Raw genomic sequence first — 17,878 nt, 5'->3', positions numbered from 1 at the left:
TCTCGGGGCTAAAGCAAAAGTCAGACGCAGGGAGGCCGCGACGGGCAGTTCCCGCAAGGCTGACGAGCCCGCTATAGTGATGGCAGAGGTAATTCAAAGAGGCGTCGGCAGCAGGCAGGACGCCCGGGCCGTCAATTATTTCAGCCGGGGCGCAAGGTGCTGGCGCATGGCGCAAGCCACCCGCGAGGAACGCGTGCAAACCGTTCTGTGAACGGCGGGCGATGATGCCGGTTGTCGGCAGGCGTGACATGTAACCCCCGGTATTATTGGTGTTATGGGTTGCCACCGAGCTTAGCCTTGTTCATTTTTTTACACAACACCCCCGTAAAAAATAGAACACGGCCCGCTCAAGATCGCCGTTACCGTACGAAAGCAGCCCTTGTCGGCGCCCCCAATTGCAGCAAAAATGCCGCTTGAGGGCCATTTTAGGGCATCATGGGGTTGGCTTGACTTCAGCAAGGCTTTCCGATTGACTGAACCTGCAAGCCCCCATTGATTGATATTTTTAACAACAAAGGTGTTGCATCATGTCGGTACCCCCGCGTGCCGTTCAGCTTAACGAAGCGAACGCGTTCCTTAAGGAACATCCTGAGGTTCTCTACGTTGACCTTCTGATTGCAGATATGAATGGTGTGGTGCGCGGCAAGCGCATCGAGCGCACCAGCCTCCACAAGGTTTACGAGAAAGGCATCAACCTGCCGGCCTCCCTTTTCGCCCTGGATATCAACGGTTCGACCGTCGAAAGCACCGGCCTTGGCCTGGACATCGGCGATGCCGACCGCATCTGCTATCCAATCCCCGATACCCTGTCCAACGAGCCCTGGCAGAAGCGCCCGACCGCGCAACTGCTGATGACCATGCACGAGCTCGAAGGCCAACCGTTCTTTGCTGACCCGCGGGAAGTCCTGCGCCAGGTCGTGAGCAAGTTCGACGAGCTGGGCCTGACCATCTGCGCCGCGTTCGAGCTTGAGTTCTACCTGATCGACCAGGAGAACGTGAACGGCCGTCCGCAACCGCCGCGCTCGCCGATTTCCGGCAAACGCCCGATCTCGACCCAGGTGTACCTGATCGACGACCTCGACGAGTACGTCGATTGCCTGCAGGACATCCTCGAAGGCGCCAAGGAACAAGGCATTCCTGCCGACGCCATCGTCAAGGAAAGCGCCCCGGCGCAGTTCGAAGTCAACCTGCACCACGTTGCCGACCCGATGAAGGCCTGCGACTACGCGGTACTGCTCAAGCGCCTGATCAAAAACATCGCCTACGACCATGAGATGGATACCACCTTCATGGCCAAGCCCTATCCGGGCCAGGCGGGTAATGGTCTGCATGTCCATATCTCGGTGCTGGACAAAGATGGCAAGAACATCTTCACCAGCGAGGATCCCGAGCAGAACGCCGCACTGCGTCACGCGATCGGCGGTGTGCTCGAGACCCTACCGGCATCGATGGCGTTCCTCTGCCCGAACGTCAACTCGTACCGCCGTTTCGGTTCCCAGTTCTACGTGCCGAATTCGCCAAGCTGGGGCCTGGACAACCGTACCGTGGCCCTGCGCGTGCCAACCGGCACGCCGGACGCCGTGCGCATCGAACACCGCGTAGCCGGTGCCGACGCCAACCCGTACCTGCTGATGGCCGCCGTGCTGGCCGGTGTTCACCATGGCCTGACCAACAAGGTCGACCCGGGCGAGCCGACCGAAGGCAACTCCTACGAGCAGAACGAGCAAAGCCTGCCGAACAACCTGCGTGATGCACTGCGCGAGCTGGACGACAGCGAGATCCTGGCCAAGTACATCGACCCGAAATACATCGATATCTTCGTGGCCTGTAAAGAGAGCGAGCTGGAGGAGTTCGAACACTCCATCTCCGACCTTGAGTACAACTGGTATCTGCATACCGTGTGATGCTTGAGGGCCTTATCGCGGGTCAAGCCCGCTCCCACAGATATCTTCTGTGGGAGCGGGCTTGACCCGCGATGCTTTACAGCGCTTTTTCGAAAATCTTCGAGTTGCGCTGATAGTTGTACAGCGAGGCCCGCGCCGCCGGCAGCCGCTCGACCCCGCTGGGCACAAAGCCGCGCTCGCGGAACCAGTGTGCCGTCCGGGTCGTCAGCACGAACAGGGTGTTGAGCCCCATCTCCCGCGCCCGCGTCTCGATCCGTTCCAGCAGCTCATCACCACGCCCACCATGGCGATACTCAGGGTTCACCGCCAGGCACGCCAGCTCGCCAGCCTCAGAATCGGCAATCGGGTACAGCGCCGCACAGGCGATGATCATGCCTTCGCGCTCGACCACGCTGAACTGCTCGATCTCGCGCTCCAGCACCTCACGCGAGCGACGCACGAGGATGCCTTGCTCTTCGAGCGGGCTGATCAGCTCGAGCAAGCCACCGACATCCTCGATCGCCGCCTCACGCACCTTTTCAAACTGCTCCTGAGCCACCAGGGTGCCGCCACCATCACGGGTGAACAACTCGGTGAGCAAGGCACCGTCTTCGCCATAGCTGACGATATGGCTGCGCGCCACACCGCCACGGCAGGCTTCGGCGGCGGCATCGAGCAACTCGCCCTGGTAATCGCTGCCCAGCCGCTGCAGGTGCGCCGGCACCTGTTGTGGACGCAGCTCACGCACCAGCCGGCCCTGTTCATCGAGCAGGCCGCGCTCGGCGCCGAACAGCAGCAGTTTGTCGGCGCCCAGTTCGATGGCGGCGCGGGTGGCGACGTCTTCACAGGCCAGGTTGAAGATTTCGCCGGTAGGCGAATAACCCAACGGCGAGAGCAGGACGATGGAGCGCTCGTCGAGCAGGCGGTTGATACCCTTGCGGTCGACCCGGCGCACTTCGCCGGTGTGATGGTAATCAATACCTTCGACCACGCCGATCGGCCGTGCGGTGACCAGGTTGCCAGCGGCCACGCGCAGGCGCGAACCCTGCATCGGCGAGGCAGCCATGTCCATCGACAGGCGCGCCTCGATGGCGATGCGCAGGTGGCCGACGGCATCGATCACGCATTCCAGGGTGGCGGCGTCGGTGATGCGCATGCCGCGGTGGTAGTGCGGGGTCAGGCCACGGGAGGCCAGGCGGCTTTCGATCTGCGGACGCGAACCATGGACCAGTACCAGGCGCACGCCAAGGCTGTGCAACAGCACCAGGTCGTGGACGATATTGCCGAAGTTGGGGTGCTCGACCCCGTCACCGGGGAGCATGACCACGAACGTGCAGTCGCGGTGGGCGTTGATGTAAGGCGAAGCGTGACGCAGCCAATTGACGTATTCGGGCATAACCGGAGAGCCTGTAGAAAATAGGGACAAGAACGGGAAAGCACACAGCGCTCGAAGGGTTATCGTCGGAACAGGCTTGGCGTCACGCGCAATCTCCTCTGCAAAACGGTTCAACTCAGCGGGCAATTACCGGGCTGAGGCAATAATGTTCGATCAACTCACGCAATAGACGCACAGTAGGCTGCAAGCGTGACATTTCAAGGTATTCACCCGGCTGGTGGGCACAGGCGATGTCACCAGGGCCGAGCACCAGGGTCTCGCAACCCAGGCGCTGAAGATAAGGCGCTTCGGTGCCAAAGGCTACCGCTTCGGCGCGATGACCGGTAAGACGTTCGGCTACCCGTACCAGTTCCGCATCGGCGGCCTGCTCGAACGGCGGCACTTCGGGGAACAGCGGCGCATAGTCGATGCGCACCTGATGCTGCTCGGCCAGTGGCGCCAGCTTTTGCCGAATGGCAATGCGCAGCACTTCCGGGTCCATACCCGGCAGCGGGCGCAGGTCGAATTCCAGGGCGCACTGGCCACAGATGCGGTTGGGGTTGTCGCCGCCATGAATGCAGCCGAAGTTCATCGTCGGTTGCGGCACGCTGAACTGGGCGTTGTTGAATGCCTTCTGCCATTGCCGGCGCAGGTTCATCAGCTCGCTCATGACCTGGTGCATGGCCTCCAGGGCGCTATGGCCCAGGCTCGGGTCGGACGAGTGGCCGCTGCGCCCGAGAATGTCGATGCGCTCCATCATCACCCCTTTGTGCAAGCGGACCGGCTTGAGCCCGGTCGGCTCACCGATCACTGCCGCACGGCCCAGGGGCCGCCCGGCCTCGGCCAGGGCACGGGCGCCGGCCATCGAGCTTTCTTCGTCGCAGGTGGCGAGAATCAACAGCGGTTGCTTGAAGTCATGGGCAAGCAATGGCTGCACGGCTTCGATGACCAGGGCAAAAAAGCCCTTCATGTCGCAACTGCCCAAGCCGACCCAGCGGCCGTCGACCTCGGTCAGCTTGAGCGGGTCGGTCTGCCACAGCTCGGGGTCGTACGGCACCGTGTCGCTGTGCCCGGCCAGCACCAGGCCGCCCGGGCCACTGCCGTAGCTTGCCAGCAGGTTGAACTTGCCCGGGTTCACCTGCTGAATGTCGCAGGCAAACCCCAGGTCCCCCAGCCAGCCGGCCAGCAGGTCGATCACCGCGCGGTTGGACTGATCCAGGGCAGGCTGGGTACAACTGACCGACGGCGCGGCGATCAGGGCGGCGAACTGCTCTTTGAGCGATGGCAATGGCATGCGCTTTCTCCTTGGGCGAAGCTCATCATAGGGCCATCCGGCACCGGGAATAAACTGCCGTGAGCCGACTCCTGTACACTGCACCCCCAAGACGCTCCCTGTCATTCGAGCCTGGATTACCCAGCAATGCATAAAGAAACCGAAATCAAACTGCGGGTCAGCCGCGAGACCCTCGCCGCCCTGCGTGAACACCCATTGCTGAACAAGCGCAACAAGTCCGGGTGGCAAAGCCGCGAACTGCTCAACCAGTACTTCGATACCCCGGAGCGCGACCTGGCCGCCGCCAAGGTCGCCCTGCGCCTGCGCCGCGACGGCGATGTGGTCATCCAGACCCTCAAGACCCGCGGCCAGAGCGTCGCCGGCCTGTCCCAGCGCAACGAGTTCGAATGGCAACTGCCCAAGGCCAAGCTCGACCTGAAAAAACTCGACGCCGAGTGCTGGCCGGAGCAACTGGCCGAGCTGGACAAAAAGACCATCAAGCCACTGTTCACCACCGATTTCACCCGTGAATACGCAGAAATCGCCTGGGGCCGCGGCAAGGCCAAGGTGGTGATCGAGGCCGCACTGGACCTCGGCACCGTGGTTGCCGGCAAGCACAAGGAAGAAATCTGCGAGCTGGAGCTCGAGTTGCGCGAAGGCGCCCCCGAAGCCCTGCTGGAGCTTGCCGCCGAGCTGTCGGCCAAGTTGCCGCTGATGCCGTGTGACATCAGCAAGGCCGAGCGCGGTTATCGCCTGCTCGACGCCGGCAGCTACGCCCTGAGCCTGCCGGCCGCCGAACTGAACGCCCAGATGTCCCTCGACGACGCCTTCGCTGCACTGGCCTGGCAGTTGCTCGGCAGCAGCCAGCGCCTGGCCGAACAGTACCGTTTCAACGGCCACTGGCGCCTGCTGCAGGACTGGGTCGACAACCTCTGGGAACTGCGCGCCCTGGCCAGCAGCCTCGGCCAGGCCGGCCCACGCGCCAGCACCCGCGAGTTGCGCAACAGCCTCGACGCCCTGCTCGAAGACTGGCGCCCGCTGGTGTTGGCCGGTATTGACGATGAAGACGTACGCCGTGCCGCACCCGAGCAATTCGCCGAAGAGTTGCTGGATACCCGCTGGGGCCAGTTCTCCCTGGAGACCTCGCGCTGGCTGCTGGCCCGCGCCTGGACCGTCGAGCGCAACAAGCGCGGCGACCGCCAGGGCGCCGCACAACTGGCCAACTGGCTGAACGTGCTGCTGGCTGAAGAAGCCAAGACCCTGAACCTGCCGCTGTACCATCGCCAGCCGGAAGACCTGGCCGAGCAGTTGCCGCGCATCGAACGCCTGCTGGCCTGGCTGCACCACGCCCGCCAGGTGCTGGAGAGCCCGGATCTGGACCGCCTGTTCGGCGAGCTGAACAAGCTGCACGAACTGGCCAACCTGCCGATCAGCGACGAAGTGCTCGAAGCCCGCGTCCACCAGGCCATGGCCGTGTTCCAGAGCCGCGGCTGGAAGCACCTGCTGCGCAAGTAAGGCTCAAGGCAGTACCGGCAGACTCGTCGTGGACTTGATTTCGGACAAGGCCACGGTCGAGTTGACCTCCTGGATCCCCGGCACCATCGACAGCTTTTCGAAGAAGAACCGTTCGTAGGCTTCGATGTCCGGGGTGACAATACGCAGCAGAAAGTCCACGGCGCCCATCAGTACATAACACTCCAGCACTTCCGGAAAGCCGCGGATCGCCTCGGTGAACTCGGTGAAGTTGGAGCGCCCGTGGGCGTTGAGTTTGACCTCGGCGAAAATCTGCGTGTTCAAGCCGATCTTCTTGCGATCCAGCAGGGTCACCTGGGCGCGAATCACCCCCTCCTCTTTCAAGCGCTGGATGCGCCGCCAGCAAGGCGATTGCGACAAGCCCACGCGCTCGGCGATCTGCGCACTGGAGAGCGAGGCGTCGTCCTGCAACAAGGCCAGGATGCGCCGGTCATAGGCGTCCAACTCGCTGTGCATGATTATTTCTCCAAAGTTGATAGCTACGAATCAAATTATTCAATAAGTGGCAATATTGCACGATCATAGAGAAGAAATACCCCGGCCTGCATGTAAAAATTTCTCCACTTTCTTCGGAGAATCCCATGAGCGCTCTCGAACGGCTGGACAGCCCCCTCACACCCTTGCGCACCGATGTCTGGGCCGCCAGCAACGCGCACAGTGATGTCTGCTACCAACTGCAGGTAGAGGCCGAACCCGACAGCCTGTGCCGAGTGCTCAATCTGTTTGCCCTGCAATTCCTGGTGCCGCATCGGCTGAATGTCGAGCAACAGGATGACCTGCTCAGTGTCGAGATCGGCATCAGCGGCCTGAGCTGGCACCGCGCCGAGCTGATTGCACAAAAAATGCGCAACCTGATCTGCGTAACCGAGGTGCAGTTGAGCCAGCCCGGTAAAGCCTGGTAACCCTTGTTCGCGCGAAAGGCTCAGCTCAGCGGCTAACCTTGCTCAGGCCACCACTGTCAGTGGCGCGGCAAGGAAGCCCGCATGACCAACCCCAACGAAGATCGCTGGCTTGACCTCGACACCTTGCTTGCCGAGTTGCTCGCCGAACAACGCATCAGCGCGGTCGATCGCAGCAACTGCACACCGCTGCAGCACGACCAGCACCCGCTCGAATGGATCGCCAGCCAGCAGCTTGCCGACCTGCGCAATCCCGGCCAATACCTGGACCTGGACGCCTTGTGCCAGTGGCAGGCAAAGCAGGCTGGCCAGCCTTACCTGCGTATCGATCCCCTGGAGACCGACCTTGCCCGGCTCACCGGCTTGATGTCCGCGGCCTTCGCCAGGCGTCACGGCATCCTCGCGGTGGCCGCCGATACCAGCGGTGTCACCGTGGCCAGCGCGCAGCCCTATGTCCGCGCCTGGGAGGCGGACCTGGCCCAGGCGCTGCAACGGCCGATCAAGCGGGTGCTGGCCAGCCCCGTGCAGATCCGCCAGCTCAGCCAGACGTTCTTCCAGGTCGCCCAATCGGTCAGCGGCGCCAGTCAGCAACAGTCGGTACCGATCGCGGCGGGCAATCTTGAACAACTGCTTGAAGTCGGCAGCCGCGCCAACGAGGTTCAAGCCAACGATGCGCATATCGTCAGCATCGTTGACTGGCTGTTGCAGTACGCCTTCGAACAGCGCGCCAGCGATATCCACCTCGAGCCGCGACGTGAACAGGGCCAGTTGCGTTTTCGCATCGACGGCGTGCTGCACCCGGTCTACCAGTTCCCGGCGCCGGTGACCCTGGCGGTGGTCAGCCGCCTGAAAAGCCTGGGGCGCATGAATGTCGCGGAAAAACGCCGCCCCCAGGATGGCCGGATCAAGACCCGCCTGCCCGATGGCGAGGAGGTCGAGCTACGGCTGTCGACCCTGCCCACCACGTTTGGCGAAAAGCTGGTGTTGAGAGTCTTCGACCCGCAACTGCTGCACCAGGACTTTGCCCAACTGGGCCTCGGCGCAGCCGACCTCAAGCGCTGGCTGGCCATGCTCGGCCAGCGCCACGGCATCATCCTGGTCACCGGGCCCACCGGCTCGGGCAAGACCAGCACCCTTTACGCCAGCCTCAAGCACCTGGCTACCCCACAGATCAACCTGTGCACCGTCGAAGACCCGATCGAAATGGTTGAACCCGCGTTCAACCAGCTACAAGTACAGCCGGCCATCAACCTGGACTTTGCCGCCGGTACCCGGGCGCTGCTGCGCCAGGACCCGGATGTCATCATGATCGGCGAAATACGCGACCTGGAAACCGCTGAAGTGGCGATCCAGGCCGCCCTGACCGGGCACCTGGTGCTCTCGACCCTGCACACCAACGATGCCTGCAGCGCCATCACCCGCTTGCTGGAACTGGGCATTGCGCCCTATCTGCTTAAAGCCAGCCTGATCGGGGTCATGGCCCAGCGCCTGGTGCGCACCCTGTGTAACCATTGCAAGGCCGCGCCAACAGCGCCGATGCACAGCCATCAAGCGGTGGGCTGTGGTGAATGCCGGCAGACCGGGTATCACGGTCGCAGTGCGATCTTCGAACTGCTGGGCATCAGTGATGCACTCAAAGCTCGAATCGAGCCCGACCTCGATCTGCTCGCCTTGCGCCGACTGGCGCTTGATGACGGCATGCTCAGCCTCAAGCACAGCGGCGCCGAGAAGGTTGCCGCAGGGCAGACAACCGAGGCCGAAGTGCTTCGCGTCATCGCCTGAAGCAGGCGCCAAACCTTTTACCTGGCCAGGGAACTAGATCCACATAAACCCAATCAAAGGCCCCAGTTCACCTCAGTTGGAGTCACCTTAATGCGTTTCAAGTTTGCAGTCGCAACCCTTGCCCTGCTCTCCCTGCCGGTTGGATCTGCCATGGCTGATACCTTCTGGCGCAACGTCATCTCTTCTGGCGCCACCACCGCGTCCTCTTACCTGACCTCCAAGGACCACAAGCTGGTCGTGGCTGCCCAGGATGATGCCGGCAGCTTTGTCGCCAGCGAAGGTGCGATTCGCGGCCCGTACCTGGAAGCGGCGATGCAGAAAGTCCGCGCCGACAACCCGGACCTGAAAGTCAGTGACATGGAACTGGCCAATGCGATCCTGGCCAAGAACGCGGTAGCCAGCGAGTAAACGGCAACCCTTGTGGGAGCGGCGGTGCGACGCCTCGACTTGCCCCGCGAATGCGAAAAGGCCAGTCTGCACCGGCCTCATCGCGGGGCAAGCCCGCTCCTACCCGAAACAATTGCCTCAGCGGTAATCATCCACCGGCACACAGGCACAGAACAGATTCCGGTCGCCATACACGTTGTCGACCCGGTTCACCGCCGGCCAGTACTTGTGCATCCGCGCATGGGCACTGGGCGCCACGCCCTGGGCAATGCTGTAGGGCCGCTCCCACACGCCCAGCACATCCTCAAGCGTATGCGGCGCATGCTTGAGCGGATTATCTTCTGCCGGCCAATTACCTTCCTGAACTTCGCGGATCTCGGCACGAATGCTCAGCATTGCCTCGACAAAGCGATCCAGTTCGGCCTTGGATTCGCTCTCGGTCGGTTCGACCATCAAAGTGCCCGGCACCGGGAATGACATGGTCGGTGCATGGAAGCCGTAGTCCATCAAACGCTTGGCCACATCCTCTTCGGAAATGCCGGTCAGGGCTTTCAGCGGACGCAGGTCAAGAATGCACTCATGTGCCACCCGCTCGTTTCGGCCGCGATACAGCACCGGGAAAGCACCGCCCAACTGCTCGGCCAGGTAATTGGCCGACAGTATCGCCACCTCACTGGCATCGGCCAGTTGCGGGCCCATCATGGCGATGTACATCCAGCTGATCGGCAAGATGCTCGCGCTGCCCCAGGGCGCAGCGCTGACCGCCGTGTTTTGCGGGTCCGGGCCGGGCAGCGGGACCACCGGATGGCTGGCCACAAAAGGCGCCAGGTGCGCCCGCAGACCAATCGGGCCCATACCTGGGCCACCGCCGCCATGGGGAATACAGAACGTCTTGTGCAGGTTCATGTGCGACACGTCGGCACCAATATCCGCTGGCCGCGCCAAGCCGACCTGGGCATTGAGGTTGGCACCGTCCATGTACACCTGGCCGCCGTGCGTGTGGATAACTTCGCAGATCTCGCTGATGCCCTCTTCGTACACGCCGTGTGTCGATGGATAGGTGGCCATCAGGCACGACAGCTTCTCGCCGGCTGCCTGCGCCTTGGCCTTGAGGTCGGCCAGGTCGACGTTGCCGGCCTGGTCGCACTCGACGATCACCACCTGCATGCCGGCCATCTGCGCAGAGGCCGGGTTGGTGCCGTGGGCCGAGGCCGGGATCAGGCAGATATCGCGCTGGGGCTGGTGACGGCTGCGGTGATACTTGGCGATTGCCATCAGCCCGGCGTACTCGCCCTGGGCGCCAGAGTTGGGCTGCATGCAGATGGCATCGAAGCCGGTGATCGCACACAACCAGCTTTCCAGCTCGTCGATCATCGCCTTGTAACCCTGCACCTGTGCAGCCGGCGCAAAGGGGTGCAGCAGGGCAAAGCCGGGCCAGGTGATCGGAATCATCTCGCTGCTGGCATTGAGTTTCATGGTGCACGAACCCAGCGGGATCATCGACTGGTTCAGCGCCAGGTCCTTGTTCTCCAACTGCTTGAGGTAACGCAGCATCTCGGTTTCGCTGTGGTGCAGGTTGAATACCGGGTGGCTGAGAAAAGCCGAGCGCCGCACCAGCGCCGGCGGAATGCCTTCAGGCTGCGCCAGGGCATCCAGGGCGGCGATCTCCAGGCCATGGTCGGCACCGAGGAAGATATCGAACAAGCGCATGACCGTGCTTTCGTCGCAGGTCTCGTCGAGGCTCACGCCCAGTTGCCCACGGCCGAGAATCCGCAGGTTGATCTGCGCCGCCTCGGCGCTTTCGATGATTGCCGTCTGGCTACCGCCGACGTCCAGGGTCAGGGTATCGAAGAAGTGTTCGTTGAGCCGCTTGAGGCCCTTGCTCTCCAGGCCCGCAGCGAGGACGAAGGTCAGCGCATGCACGCGCTGGGCAATGCGTTGCAAGCCTTCCGGGCCGTGGTACACCGCATAGAACGCGGCGATGTTGGCCAGCAGTACCTGGGCGGTACAGATGTTGGAGTTGGCCTTCTCGCGGCGAATGTGCTGCTCACGGGTCTGCAGGGCCATGCGCAGCGCAGTGTTGCCGCGGGCATCTTTGGACACGCCAATGATGCGCCCGGGCATGGCCCGCTTGAACTCGTCCCGACAGGCAAAATACGCCGCATGCGGGCCACCAAAGCCCATGGGCACGCCAAAACGCTGGGACGAGCCGAGCACCACGTCGGCGCCCTGCTCGCCCGGCGGCATCAGCATCACCAGGCTGAGCAGGTCGGCCGCTACGCAAGCCAGCGCCTGCTGGGCATGCAACTGCGTCACCAGCGGGCGCAGGTCGCGCACTTCGCCATGGGTGTCGGGGTACTGCAGCAAAGCCCCGAATACCTTGTACTTGGCGAGGTTATCCACAGCATCGATGACCAGCTCAAAACCGAAGCCCTCGGCGCGGGTCTGCAGCACCGAGAGGGTTTGCGGGTGACAGTGTTCATCAGCGAAGAACACGTTGCTTCTCGACTTGGCCACGCGCTTGGCCAGGGCCATGGCTTCCGCCGCGGCGGTGGCTTCGTCGAGTAACGAGGCGTTGGCCAGGTCCAGGCCGGTGAGGTCGATGATCATCTGCTGGAAATTGAGCAAGGCTTCCAGGCGGCCCTGGGCAATTTCCGGTTGATACGGGGTATAGGCGGTGTACCAGCCCGGGTTCTCCAGGACGTTACGCAAAATGACAGTGGGAGTGACGGTGCCGTGGTAGCCCATGCCGATCAGGCTGGTCCACACCTGGTTCTGCTCGGCATAACCCTTGAGCCTGGCCAGGGCGGCCTGCTCATCGAGGGCATCAGGAAGCTCCAGCGGCCGGTTCAGACGGATGCCCGGCGGCACGGTCTGTTCGATCAGCTCGCGGCGGCTGCCAACCCCAAGGGTGGCGAGCATGGCCTGCTGCTCCGAGGCATCGGGCCCCAGGTGGCGACGCAGGAAAGGATTGCGGTCTTGCAGTTGGCTCAGGGACGGCGACTGGGACATAGCGGCTCTCTCTTCCTCGACCAAGCCTCGGGCGCTGGAGGCATATTGAGTCTAGGAAGAGATTGCCGCTTGCGTGAAACTATTCGCCGATGGCGGCTTTGTAACCGGCGGCGTCGAGCAGTTTGTCCAGCTCGGCCTTGTCGCTTGGCTTGAGCTTGAAGATCCAGCTGGCGTACGGATCGTTGTTCAGTTCCTCAGGGCTGTCGGCCAGCGCCTCGTTGACTGCGATCACTTCACCGCTGACCGGTGCGTAGATGTCGGAAGCGGCCTTGACCGACTCGACCACACCCGCCGCATCGCCGGCAGCAAAGACCTTGCCCACGTCCGCCAGCTCGACGAACACCACGTCACCCAGGGCTTCCTGGGCGTGGTCGCTGATCCCGACAGTCACAGTGCCATCGGCTTCCAGCCGGGCCCACTCGTGGCTTTCGGCAAAACGCAGGTCGGCGGGGATATTGCTCATCATTGTTGTCCTCGATTGGGTCAGCGGTTGGCCCGCCAGAATAGGTTCAGATCAGGATCTTGCCATGGCGCACGAAGGTCGGCTTGACCACCCGCACCGGGTACCACTTGCCACGAATCTCTACCTCGGCACGATCGGCGGTCGCCATCGGCACCCGCGCCAGGGCAATGGATTTGCTCAGCGTAGGAGAGAAACTACCACTGGTGATCTCCCCTTCGCCAATCCCGGCGACGCGGACCACCTGGTGCGCGCGTAAAACCCCGCGTTCTTCGAGCACCAGGCCGACCAGTTTCTGCTCGACGCCGTGCTCGATTTCTTTCAGCAAACCTTTGCGACCAATGAAATCACGCTCAGCCGGCTCCCAGGCGATGCTCCAGCCCAGGTTCGAGGTCAGCGGCGTGTGGGCTTCGTCGATGTCTTGGCCATACAGGTTCATCCCCGCTTCCAGGCGCAGGGTGTCGCGCGCGCCGAGACCGCTCGGGGCGATGCCGGCGCCGACCAGATCGTTGAAGAACGCGGGGGCCTGTAGCGCCGGGAAGATGATTTCCAGGCCATCCTCACCGGTGTAACCGGTGCGGGCGATGAACCAGTCACCATCGGCCAGGCCTTCGAAGGGCTTGAGTTCACGGATCAGCGCGGCGCGAGCGGCGGTCACCAGTTCAGTGACTTTTTCCCGTGCTTGCGGGCCCTGGATGGCCAGGATGGCCAGCTCCGGGCGCTCGCTCAGCTCGACCTCGAAGCCGATCATGCGCGCCTGCAGCCAGGCCAGGTCCTTGTCGCGGGTCGAGGCGTTGACCACCAGGCGGTAACCGTCGTCGCAGCGGTAGACGATCATGTCATCGATAACCCCGCCCTGCTCGTTGAGCATGGTGCTGTACAGGGCCTTGCCGGTGGCATTCAGACGATCGACATCGTTGGCCAGCACATGCTGCAGCCAGACGCCGGCCTGGGCACCGCGAACATCGATCACGGTCATATGGGATACATCGAATACGCCGCAGGCCTGGCGCACCTGATGGTGCTCCTCGACTTGCGAGCCATAATGCAGGGGCATATCCCAACCGCCAAAATCGACCATCTTGGCGCCAAGGGCCAAGTGCAGGTCATAAAGAGGCGTACGCTGTCCCATGGGTTTCTCCTTCCGGGCGTGGCGAGGCTACGGCGGCTGGCAGCGTTGCAGCTACCCGGTCTGTAGGACCGGCCGCAGCGAATGCCGCGCATTGTAGCCGCAAGCTCGCAGGCTTACACCCTCAGCGCGTTTGACCCGGGTGCTGCGCCGAGCGTCGAATCAGGCCGATGACCGGCAACAGGCCGACCAGCACCAGGGACAGCGCCGGCAGCGAAGCCCGCGACCACTCGCCCTCACTGGTCATCTCGAACACCCGTACCGCCAGCGTGTCCCAGCCAAACGGGCGCATCAGCAGAGTGGCCGGCATTTCCTTGAGCACGTCGACGAACACCAGCAGCGCCGCGCTCAATGCACCGGGTACCAGCAAGGGCAGATACACCTTGAAAAACAATCTTGGGCCACTCACGCCGAGACTACGGGACGCTTCCGGCAAAGATGGACGAATCCGCCCCAGGCTGTTTTCCAGTGGGCCGTAGGCCACAGCGATAAAACGCACCAGATAGGCCAGCAGCAAAGCCGACAGGCTACCGAGCAGCAGCGGCTTGCCCGCGCCACCCAGCCAGCTGGACAACGGCACCACCACCTGGTTATCGAGGTAACTGAAAGCCAGCATGATCGACACCGCCAACACCGAGCCAGGCAAGGCATAGCCCAGGTTGGCCAGGCCAACGCCTGCGCGAATTCCCGAGGTCGGCGCCTGTCGCCGGGCAAACGCCAGCACCAGGGCAACACAGACGGTAATCAGCGCCGCCATGCCGCCCAGATAGAGGGTATGCAGGATCAGGCCGGCATAGCGCTCGTCGAGATCGAAACGCCCGCGCTGCCAGAACCACACCAACAACTGCAGCATCGGCACCACGAAGGCACAGGCGAACACCAGCAGGCACCAACTGCTGGCGGCCAGCGCCTTGATGCCATGCAAGTGATACAGCGCCTTGCCCCGCGGCCGTTCGTTGCTACTGCGCACGGCGCCACGGGCACGACGCTCGCCGTACAGCACCAGCATCACCGCCAACAACAGCAGGCTGGCCAGCTGGGCAGCACTGGAGAGGCTGAAGAAGCCGTACCAGGTCTTGTAGATGGCGGTAGTGAAGGTGTCGAAGTTGAACACCGACACTGCGCCAAAATCCGCCAGGGTCTCCATCAACGCCAACGCCACCCCAGCGCCGATGGCCGGCCGTGCCATGGGCATGGCGACCCGCCAGAATGCCTGCAAGGGTGAAAGCCCCAGCACCCTTGCCGCTTCCATCAGGCCTTTGCCCTGAGCCAGGAAGGCGTTACGCGCCAGCAGATAGACATACGGGTAAAACACCAGCACCAGCACGGTGATCACCCCGCCGGTGGAGCGCACCCGTGGCAAGCGTATGGGCCCGAACCACTCGCGCAGCAGGGTTTGCACCGGACCGGCGAAATCCAGCAGGCCAACGAACACGAACGCCAGCACATAAGCCGGAATCGCGAAGGGCAGCATCAGGGCCCAGTCGAGCCAGCGTCGCCCGGGGAACTCGCACAGGCTGGTAAGCCAGGCCAGGCTCACTCCCAGCACCGACACGCCGACGCCCACACCGAGGATCAACGTCAGGGTGTTACCCAGCAGCCGGCTCATCTGGGTGTCGAGCAGATGCGACCAGATCTGCATGTCGACCGCCTGCCAGGACAACAGCAGCACGCTCAGCGGCAGCAGCACCAGGGCGGCGATGACGAAGACCAGGGGGTACCAACGGCGTTGGGTGGGGTGGGCCAAGGGGGGCGTTCTCTAGCGGATTCAAAGGCGACTTGCCCCGCGATAGGGCCCCGAAAGGATATAGCCTTGTGCTTAGTTCCAGCCAGCCCGATCCATCAGGCGGATGGCTTCGGCCTGGCGTTTGCCGGCCACTTCCACAGGGATGGTGTCAGCTTTGAACGTGCCCCAGGCGGCCACTTCTTCGGAAGGTGCCACTGCCGGGTTGGCCGGGAACTCCTGGTTCACGCCGGCAAAGATTTTCTGTGCGTGTTCACCGGTCATCCATTCGACCAGCTTCTTCGCCGCCTCAGGATGCGGCGCATATTTGGTCAGGCCGATACCCGAAAGATTGACGTGCACGCCACGGTCAGCCTGGTTGGGCCAGAACAGCTTGACTGCCAGCTTGGGGTTTTCCTTGTGCAGGCGGCCGTAGTAGTAGGTGTTGACGATACCGACGTCGCACTGGCCGGCGTTGATTGCCTGCAGCAAGGCGGTGTCATCGGAGAACACATCAGTGGACAGGTTGTTGACCCAGCCCTTGATGATCTCTTCGGTCTTCTGCTCGCCGTGGGTTTCGATCAGGGTGGCGGTCAGCGACTGGTTATAGACTTTCTTCGCCGTGCGCAGGCACAGGCGCCCTTCCCAGTGCTTGTCGGCCAGCGCCTCGTAGGTGCTCAGCTCTTCGGGCTTGACCCGGTCGGTGGAGTAGGCGATGGTCCGCGCGCGCAGGCTCAGGCCGGTCCAGTCGTGGGACGAGGCGCGGTATTGGGCCGGGATGTTCTTGTCGATGATGTCCGACTTGATCGGCTGCAGAATGCCCATCTGCTCGGCCTGCCAGAGGTTGCCGGCATCGACGGTGAGCAGCAGGTCGGCGGTGGCGTTCTTGCCCTCGGCCTTGATGCGCTGCATCAGCGGCGCTTCCTTGTCGGTGATGAACTTGATCTTCACCCCGGTCTCTTTGGTGTAGGCGTCGAACACCGGCTTGATCAACTCGTCGATACGCGAGGAATACACCACCACCTCGTCCGCCGCCTGGGCGGCCGTGCCGAACAGGGTCAGAGCCAGAGCGGCCAGTACGTGCTTGCGTGGCAACATGGTGCGGTCCTCGGAGTTCAAGAGAGGCGCAAATGGTAGTTAATCCCATTTGCCTTCTCAACTGAACTCACAAGGGAGGAGTTACCAGATGTTGCAAAACCTCAGGCCCGCGCCAGTTCCGGTAGATCACCGCTCAAGCCCAGCGCTTGGCGCACGAACAAGGCTTTGGCTTCAGGCAGTTGCTCGACCCATTTCAGGCCGCTGTTGCGTAGCCAGCGCAGCGGCAACGGATCAGCCTGGAACAGGCGCTCGAACCCTTCCATCGCCGCCATCAGCGCCAGGTTGTGCGGCATGCGCCGACGCTCGAAGCGGCTCAGCACACGAACATCGGCCAGGCGCTCGCCCCGCTCGTAGGCGTGCTGCAGCTCCTCGGCCAGTACCGCGGCATCGAGAAAGCCAAGGTTGACGCCTTGCCCGGCCAACGGGTGAATGGTGTGTGCAGCATCGCCGATCAACGCCAGGCCTTCGGCCACGTAGCGTTTGGCGTGACGCTGGCGCAGCGGCACACAAACCCGTGGGTCGGCCTGCAGCACGCCGCCCAGGCGCCCTTCGAAGGCGCGCTCAAGCTCGGCGCAGAACGCTTCGTCGCTCAAGGCCATCAGGTGTTCGGCCTGTTCCGGCGTGGTCGACCAGACGATCGAGCACCAATCCTGTTGACCATCGCGCAGTAATGGCAGGAACGCCAGCGGCCCCTCGTCGGTAAAGCGCTGCCAGGCAGTCGCTTGATGGGGCTGGGCGCAACGCACGCTGGTGACGATGGCGTGGTGCAGGTAATCCCACTCGCGCGTCTCACAGCCGGTCAGGCGGCGCACCGCCGAGTTGGCACCGTCGGCGGCGATCACCAACGGCGCACGCAAGGTGCGACCGTCGGCCAGGGTCAGCAGCCAGTCGTCGCCGGAGCGGCGCATCTGCTCCAGGCGGGCATTGGCCAGCAGGCCGATTTCGCTGTCGTGCAGGCGCTCCAGCAGGCCATCCTGCACCACCCGGTTCTCGACGATATGGCCGAGCACCTCGGCATGCACGCTGGCGGCCGAGAAATGGATTTGGCCAGTGCCGCTGCCGTCCCACACACGCATGTCCGAGTAGGGGCTCAAGCGCCGTTCGCTGATCCCCTGCCAGGCGCCCAGGCGCTCGAGGATGCGCTGGCTGGCCGCCGACAAGGCGCTGACCCGCGGCTCGAATGCCGACTGCTGGTCAAAGGGCTTGATCGACAACGGGCTGCCATCGAGCAAGAGAATTTCCAGGCCGCTGTGCTGCAACGCCAGGGCCAGAGCGCTGCCGACCATACCGGCACCGACAATCAACAGATCTGCGCGCATTTCCA

General features: G+C 63.1%; 14 protein-coding genes. 5 read left to right on the top strand and 9 right to left on the bottom strand.

Annotated elements, in window-relative coordinates; translation table 11 throughout:
* Window positions 1–527: 527 nt before the first annotated feature.
* Window positions 528–1,904 carry a glutamine synthetase family protein gene (locus NLX68_RS01740; protein ID WP_254282378.1) on the top strand — a complete coding sequence of 459 codons (1,377 nt, stop codon included), beginning with the start codon at window positions 528–530 and terminating at the stop codon, window positions 1,902–1,904.
* Window positions 1,905–1,980: 76 nt separating this feature from the next.
* Here the strand turns inward: NLX68_RS01740 and argA are convergent, their stop codons facing one another.
* Both argA and argE read right to left on the bottom strand, forming a co-directional pair.
* Window positions 1,981–3,279 (bottom strand): amino-acid N-acetyltransferase, encoded by a 1,299-nt coding sequence (argA, locus tag NLX68_RS01735; protein ID WP_254282376.1) that lies wholly within the window; start codon window positions 3,277–3,279, stop codon window positions 1,981–1,983.
* Window positions 3,280–3,394: 115 nt separating this feature from the next.
* Window positions 3,395–4,552, bottom strand: coding sequence for an acetylornithine deacetylase (gene argE, locus NLX68_RS01730; RefSeq protein ID WP_254282374.1), 1,158 nt, complete (start codon window positions 4,550–4,552; stop codon window positions 3,395–3,397).
* A gap of 126 nt (window positions 4,553–4,678) precedes the next feature.
* Between argE and NLX68_RS01725 the strand changes: the two genes are divergently transcribed.
* Complete coding sequence (locus tag NLX68_RS01725; protein WP_254282372.1) at window positions 4,679–6,046, top strand: inorganic triphosphatase; 1,368 nt, start codon at window positions 4,679–4,681, stop codon at window positions 6,044–6,046.
* Between the two features lie 3 nt (window positions 6,047–6,049).
* Here the strand turns inward: NLX68_RS01725 and NLX68_RS01720 are convergent, their stop codons facing one another.
* Window positions 6,050–6,520: an Lrp/AsnC family transcriptional regulator gene (locus tag NLX68_RS01720; protein ID WP_010221186.1), complete on the bottom strand. Its 471-nt coding sequence runs from the start codon at window positions 6,518–6,520 to the stop codon at window positions 6,050–6,052.
* A 125-nt stretch (window positions 6,521–6,645) separates the two neighbouring features.
* Between NLX68_RS01720 and NLX68_RS01715 the strand changes: the two genes are divergently transcribed.
* The 3 genes from NLX68_RS01715 (at window position 6,646) to NLX68_RS01705 (ending at window position 9,153) form a co-directional block, all read left to right on the top strand.
* Window positions 6,646–6,966 (top strand): hypothetical protein, encoded by a 321-nt coding sequence (locus tag NLX68_RS01715; protein WP_051636746.1) that lies wholly within the window; start codon window positions 6,646–6,648, stop codon window positions 6,964–6,966.
* Between the two features lie 81 nt (window positions 6,967–7,047).
* Window positions 7,048–8,745 (top strand): GspE/PulE family protein, encoded by a 1,698-nt coding sequence (locus NLX68_RS01710; RefSeq protein WP_254282370.1) that lies wholly within the window; start codon window positions 7,048–7,050, stop codon window positions 8,743–8,745.
* 90 nt (window positions 8,746–8,835) lie between these two features.
* Window positions 8,836–9,153, top strand: a complete 318-nt coding sequence (locus tag NLX68_RS01705) for a DUF2388 domain-containing protein (protein ID WP_254282368.1) — start codon at window positions 8,836–8,838, stop codon at window positions 9,151–9,153.
* Window positions 9,154–9,270: 117 nt separating this feature from the next.
* Here NLX68_RS01705 and gcvP read toward each other — a convergent pair whose 3' ends face one another.
* The 6 genes from gcvP to NLX68_RS01675 all read right to left on the bottom strand — a co-directional run bounded on the left by gcvP (window position 9,271) and on the right by NLX68_RS01675 (window position 17,873).
* Window positions 9,271–12,144 carry an aminomethyl-transferring glycine dehydrogenase gene (gene gcvP, locus NLX68_RS01700; protein ID WP_254282366.1) on the bottom strand — a complete coding sequence of 958 codons (2,874 nt, stop codon included), beginning with the start codon at window positions 12,142–12,144 and terminating at the stop codon, window positions 9,271–9,273.
* A gap of 79 nt (window positions 12,145–12,223) precedes the next feature.
* Entirely contained in the window at window positions 12,224–12,607 is a 384-nt protein-coding gene (gene gcvH / locus NLX68_RS01695; RefSeq protein ID WP_254282364.1) for a glycine cleavage system protein GcvH, read from the bottom strand.
* Window positions 12,608–12,653: 46 nt separating this feature from the next.
* Window positions 12,654–13,736 (bottom strand): glycine cleavage system aminomethyltransferase GcvT, encoded by a 1,083-nt coding sequence (gene gcvT, locus NLX68_RS01690; RefSeq protein WP_254282362.1) that lies wholly within the window; start codon window positions 13,734–13,736, stop codon window positions 12,654–12,656.
* A 121-nt stretch (window positions 13,737–13,857) separates the two neighbouring features.
* The gene (locus NLX68_RS01685) at window positions 13,858–15,480 is read right to left on the bottom strand and encodes an iron ABC transporter permease (RefSeq protein ID WP_254282360.1); all 1,623 of its coding nucleotides are present in this window, start codon (window positions 15,478–15,480) and stop codon (window positions 13,858–13,860) included.
* 72 nt (window positions 15,481–15,552) lie between these two features.
* The gene (locus NLX68_RS01680; RefSeq protein ID WP_254282358.1) at window positions 15,553–16,554 is read right to left on the bottom strand and encodes an extracellular solute-binding protein; all 1,002 of its coding nucleotides are present in this window, start codon (window positions 16,552–16,554) and stop codon (window positions 15,553–15,555) included.
* A 101-nt stretch (window positions 16,555–16,655) separates the two neighbouring features.
* Window positions 16,656–17,873 (bottom strand): 2-octaprenyl-3-methyl-6-methoxy-1,4-benzoquinol hydroxylase, encoded by a 1,218-nt coding sequence (locus NLX68_RS01675; protein WP_254282647.1) that lies wholly within the window; start codon window positions 17,871–17,873, stop codon window positions 16,656–16,658.
* Window positions 17,874–17,878: the final 5 nt, after the last annotated feature.

It is taken from the genome of Pseudomonas sp. SBB6, from assembly GCF_024213215.1.
GTDB lineage: Bacteria > Pseudomonadota > Gammaproteobacteria > Pseudomonadales > Pseudomonadaceae > Aquipseudomonas > Aquipseudomonas donghuensis.
The sequence above is the reverse complement of the archived record's forward strand: the minus strand, read 5'-3'. Positions and strand labels throughout refer to the sequence as shown.

Bases quoted from the DNA above. Each gene is read 5' to 3' on its own strand.
- gcvH (WP_254282364.1), bottom strand. From the start codon at position 12,607: ATGAGCAATATCCCCGCCGACCTGCGTTTTGCCGAAAGCCACGAGTGG.
- NLX68_RS01680 (WP_254282358.1), bottom strand. From the start codon at position 16,554: ATGTTGCCACGCAAGCACGTACTGGCCGCTCTGGCTCTGACCCTGTTC.
- gcvT (WP_254282362.1), bottom strand. From the start codon at position 13,736: ATGGGACAGCGTACGCCTCTTTATGACCTGCACTTGGCCCTTGGCGCC.
- argE (WP_254282374.1), bottom strand. From the start codon at position 4,552: ATGCCATTGCCATCGCTCAAAGAGCAGTTCGCCGCCCTGATCGCCGCG.
- NLX68_RS01675 (WP_254282647.1), bottom strand. From the start codon at position 17,873: ATGCGCGCAGATCTGTTGATTGTCGGTGCCGGTATGGTCGGCAGCGCT.
- NLX68_RS01715 (WP_051636746.1), top strand. From the start codon at position 6,646: ATGAGCGCTCTCGAACGGCTGGACAGCCCCCTCACACCCTTGCGCACC.
- NLX68_RS01710 (WP_254282370.1), top strand. From the start codon at position 7,048: ATGACCAACCCCAACGAAGATCGCTGGCTTGACCTCGACACCTTGCTT.
- gcvP (WP_254282366.1), bottom strand. From the start codon at position 12,144: ATGTCCCAGTCGCCGTCCCTGAGCCAACTGCAAGACCGCAATCCTTTC.
- NLX68_RS01740 (WP_254282378.1), top strand. From the start codon at position 528: ATGTCGGTACCCCCGCGTGCCGTTCAGCTTAACGAAGCGAACGCGTTC.
- NLX68_RS01720 (WP_010221186.1), bottom strand. From the start codon at position 6,520: ATGCACAGCGAGTTGGACGCCTATGACCGGCGCATCCTGGCCTTGTTG.
- NLX68_RS01705 (WP_254282368.1), top strand. From the start codon at position 8,836: ATGCGTTTCAAGTTTGCAGTCGCAACCCTTGCCCTGCTCTCCCTGCCG.
- argA (WP_254282376.1), bottom strand. From the start codon at position 3,279: ATGCCCGAATACGTCAATTGGCTGCGTCACGCTTCGCCTTACATCAAC.
- NLX68_RS01725 (WP_254282372.1), top strand. From the start codon at position 4,679: ATGCATAAAGAAACCGAAATCAAACTGCGGGTCAGCCGCGAGACCCTC.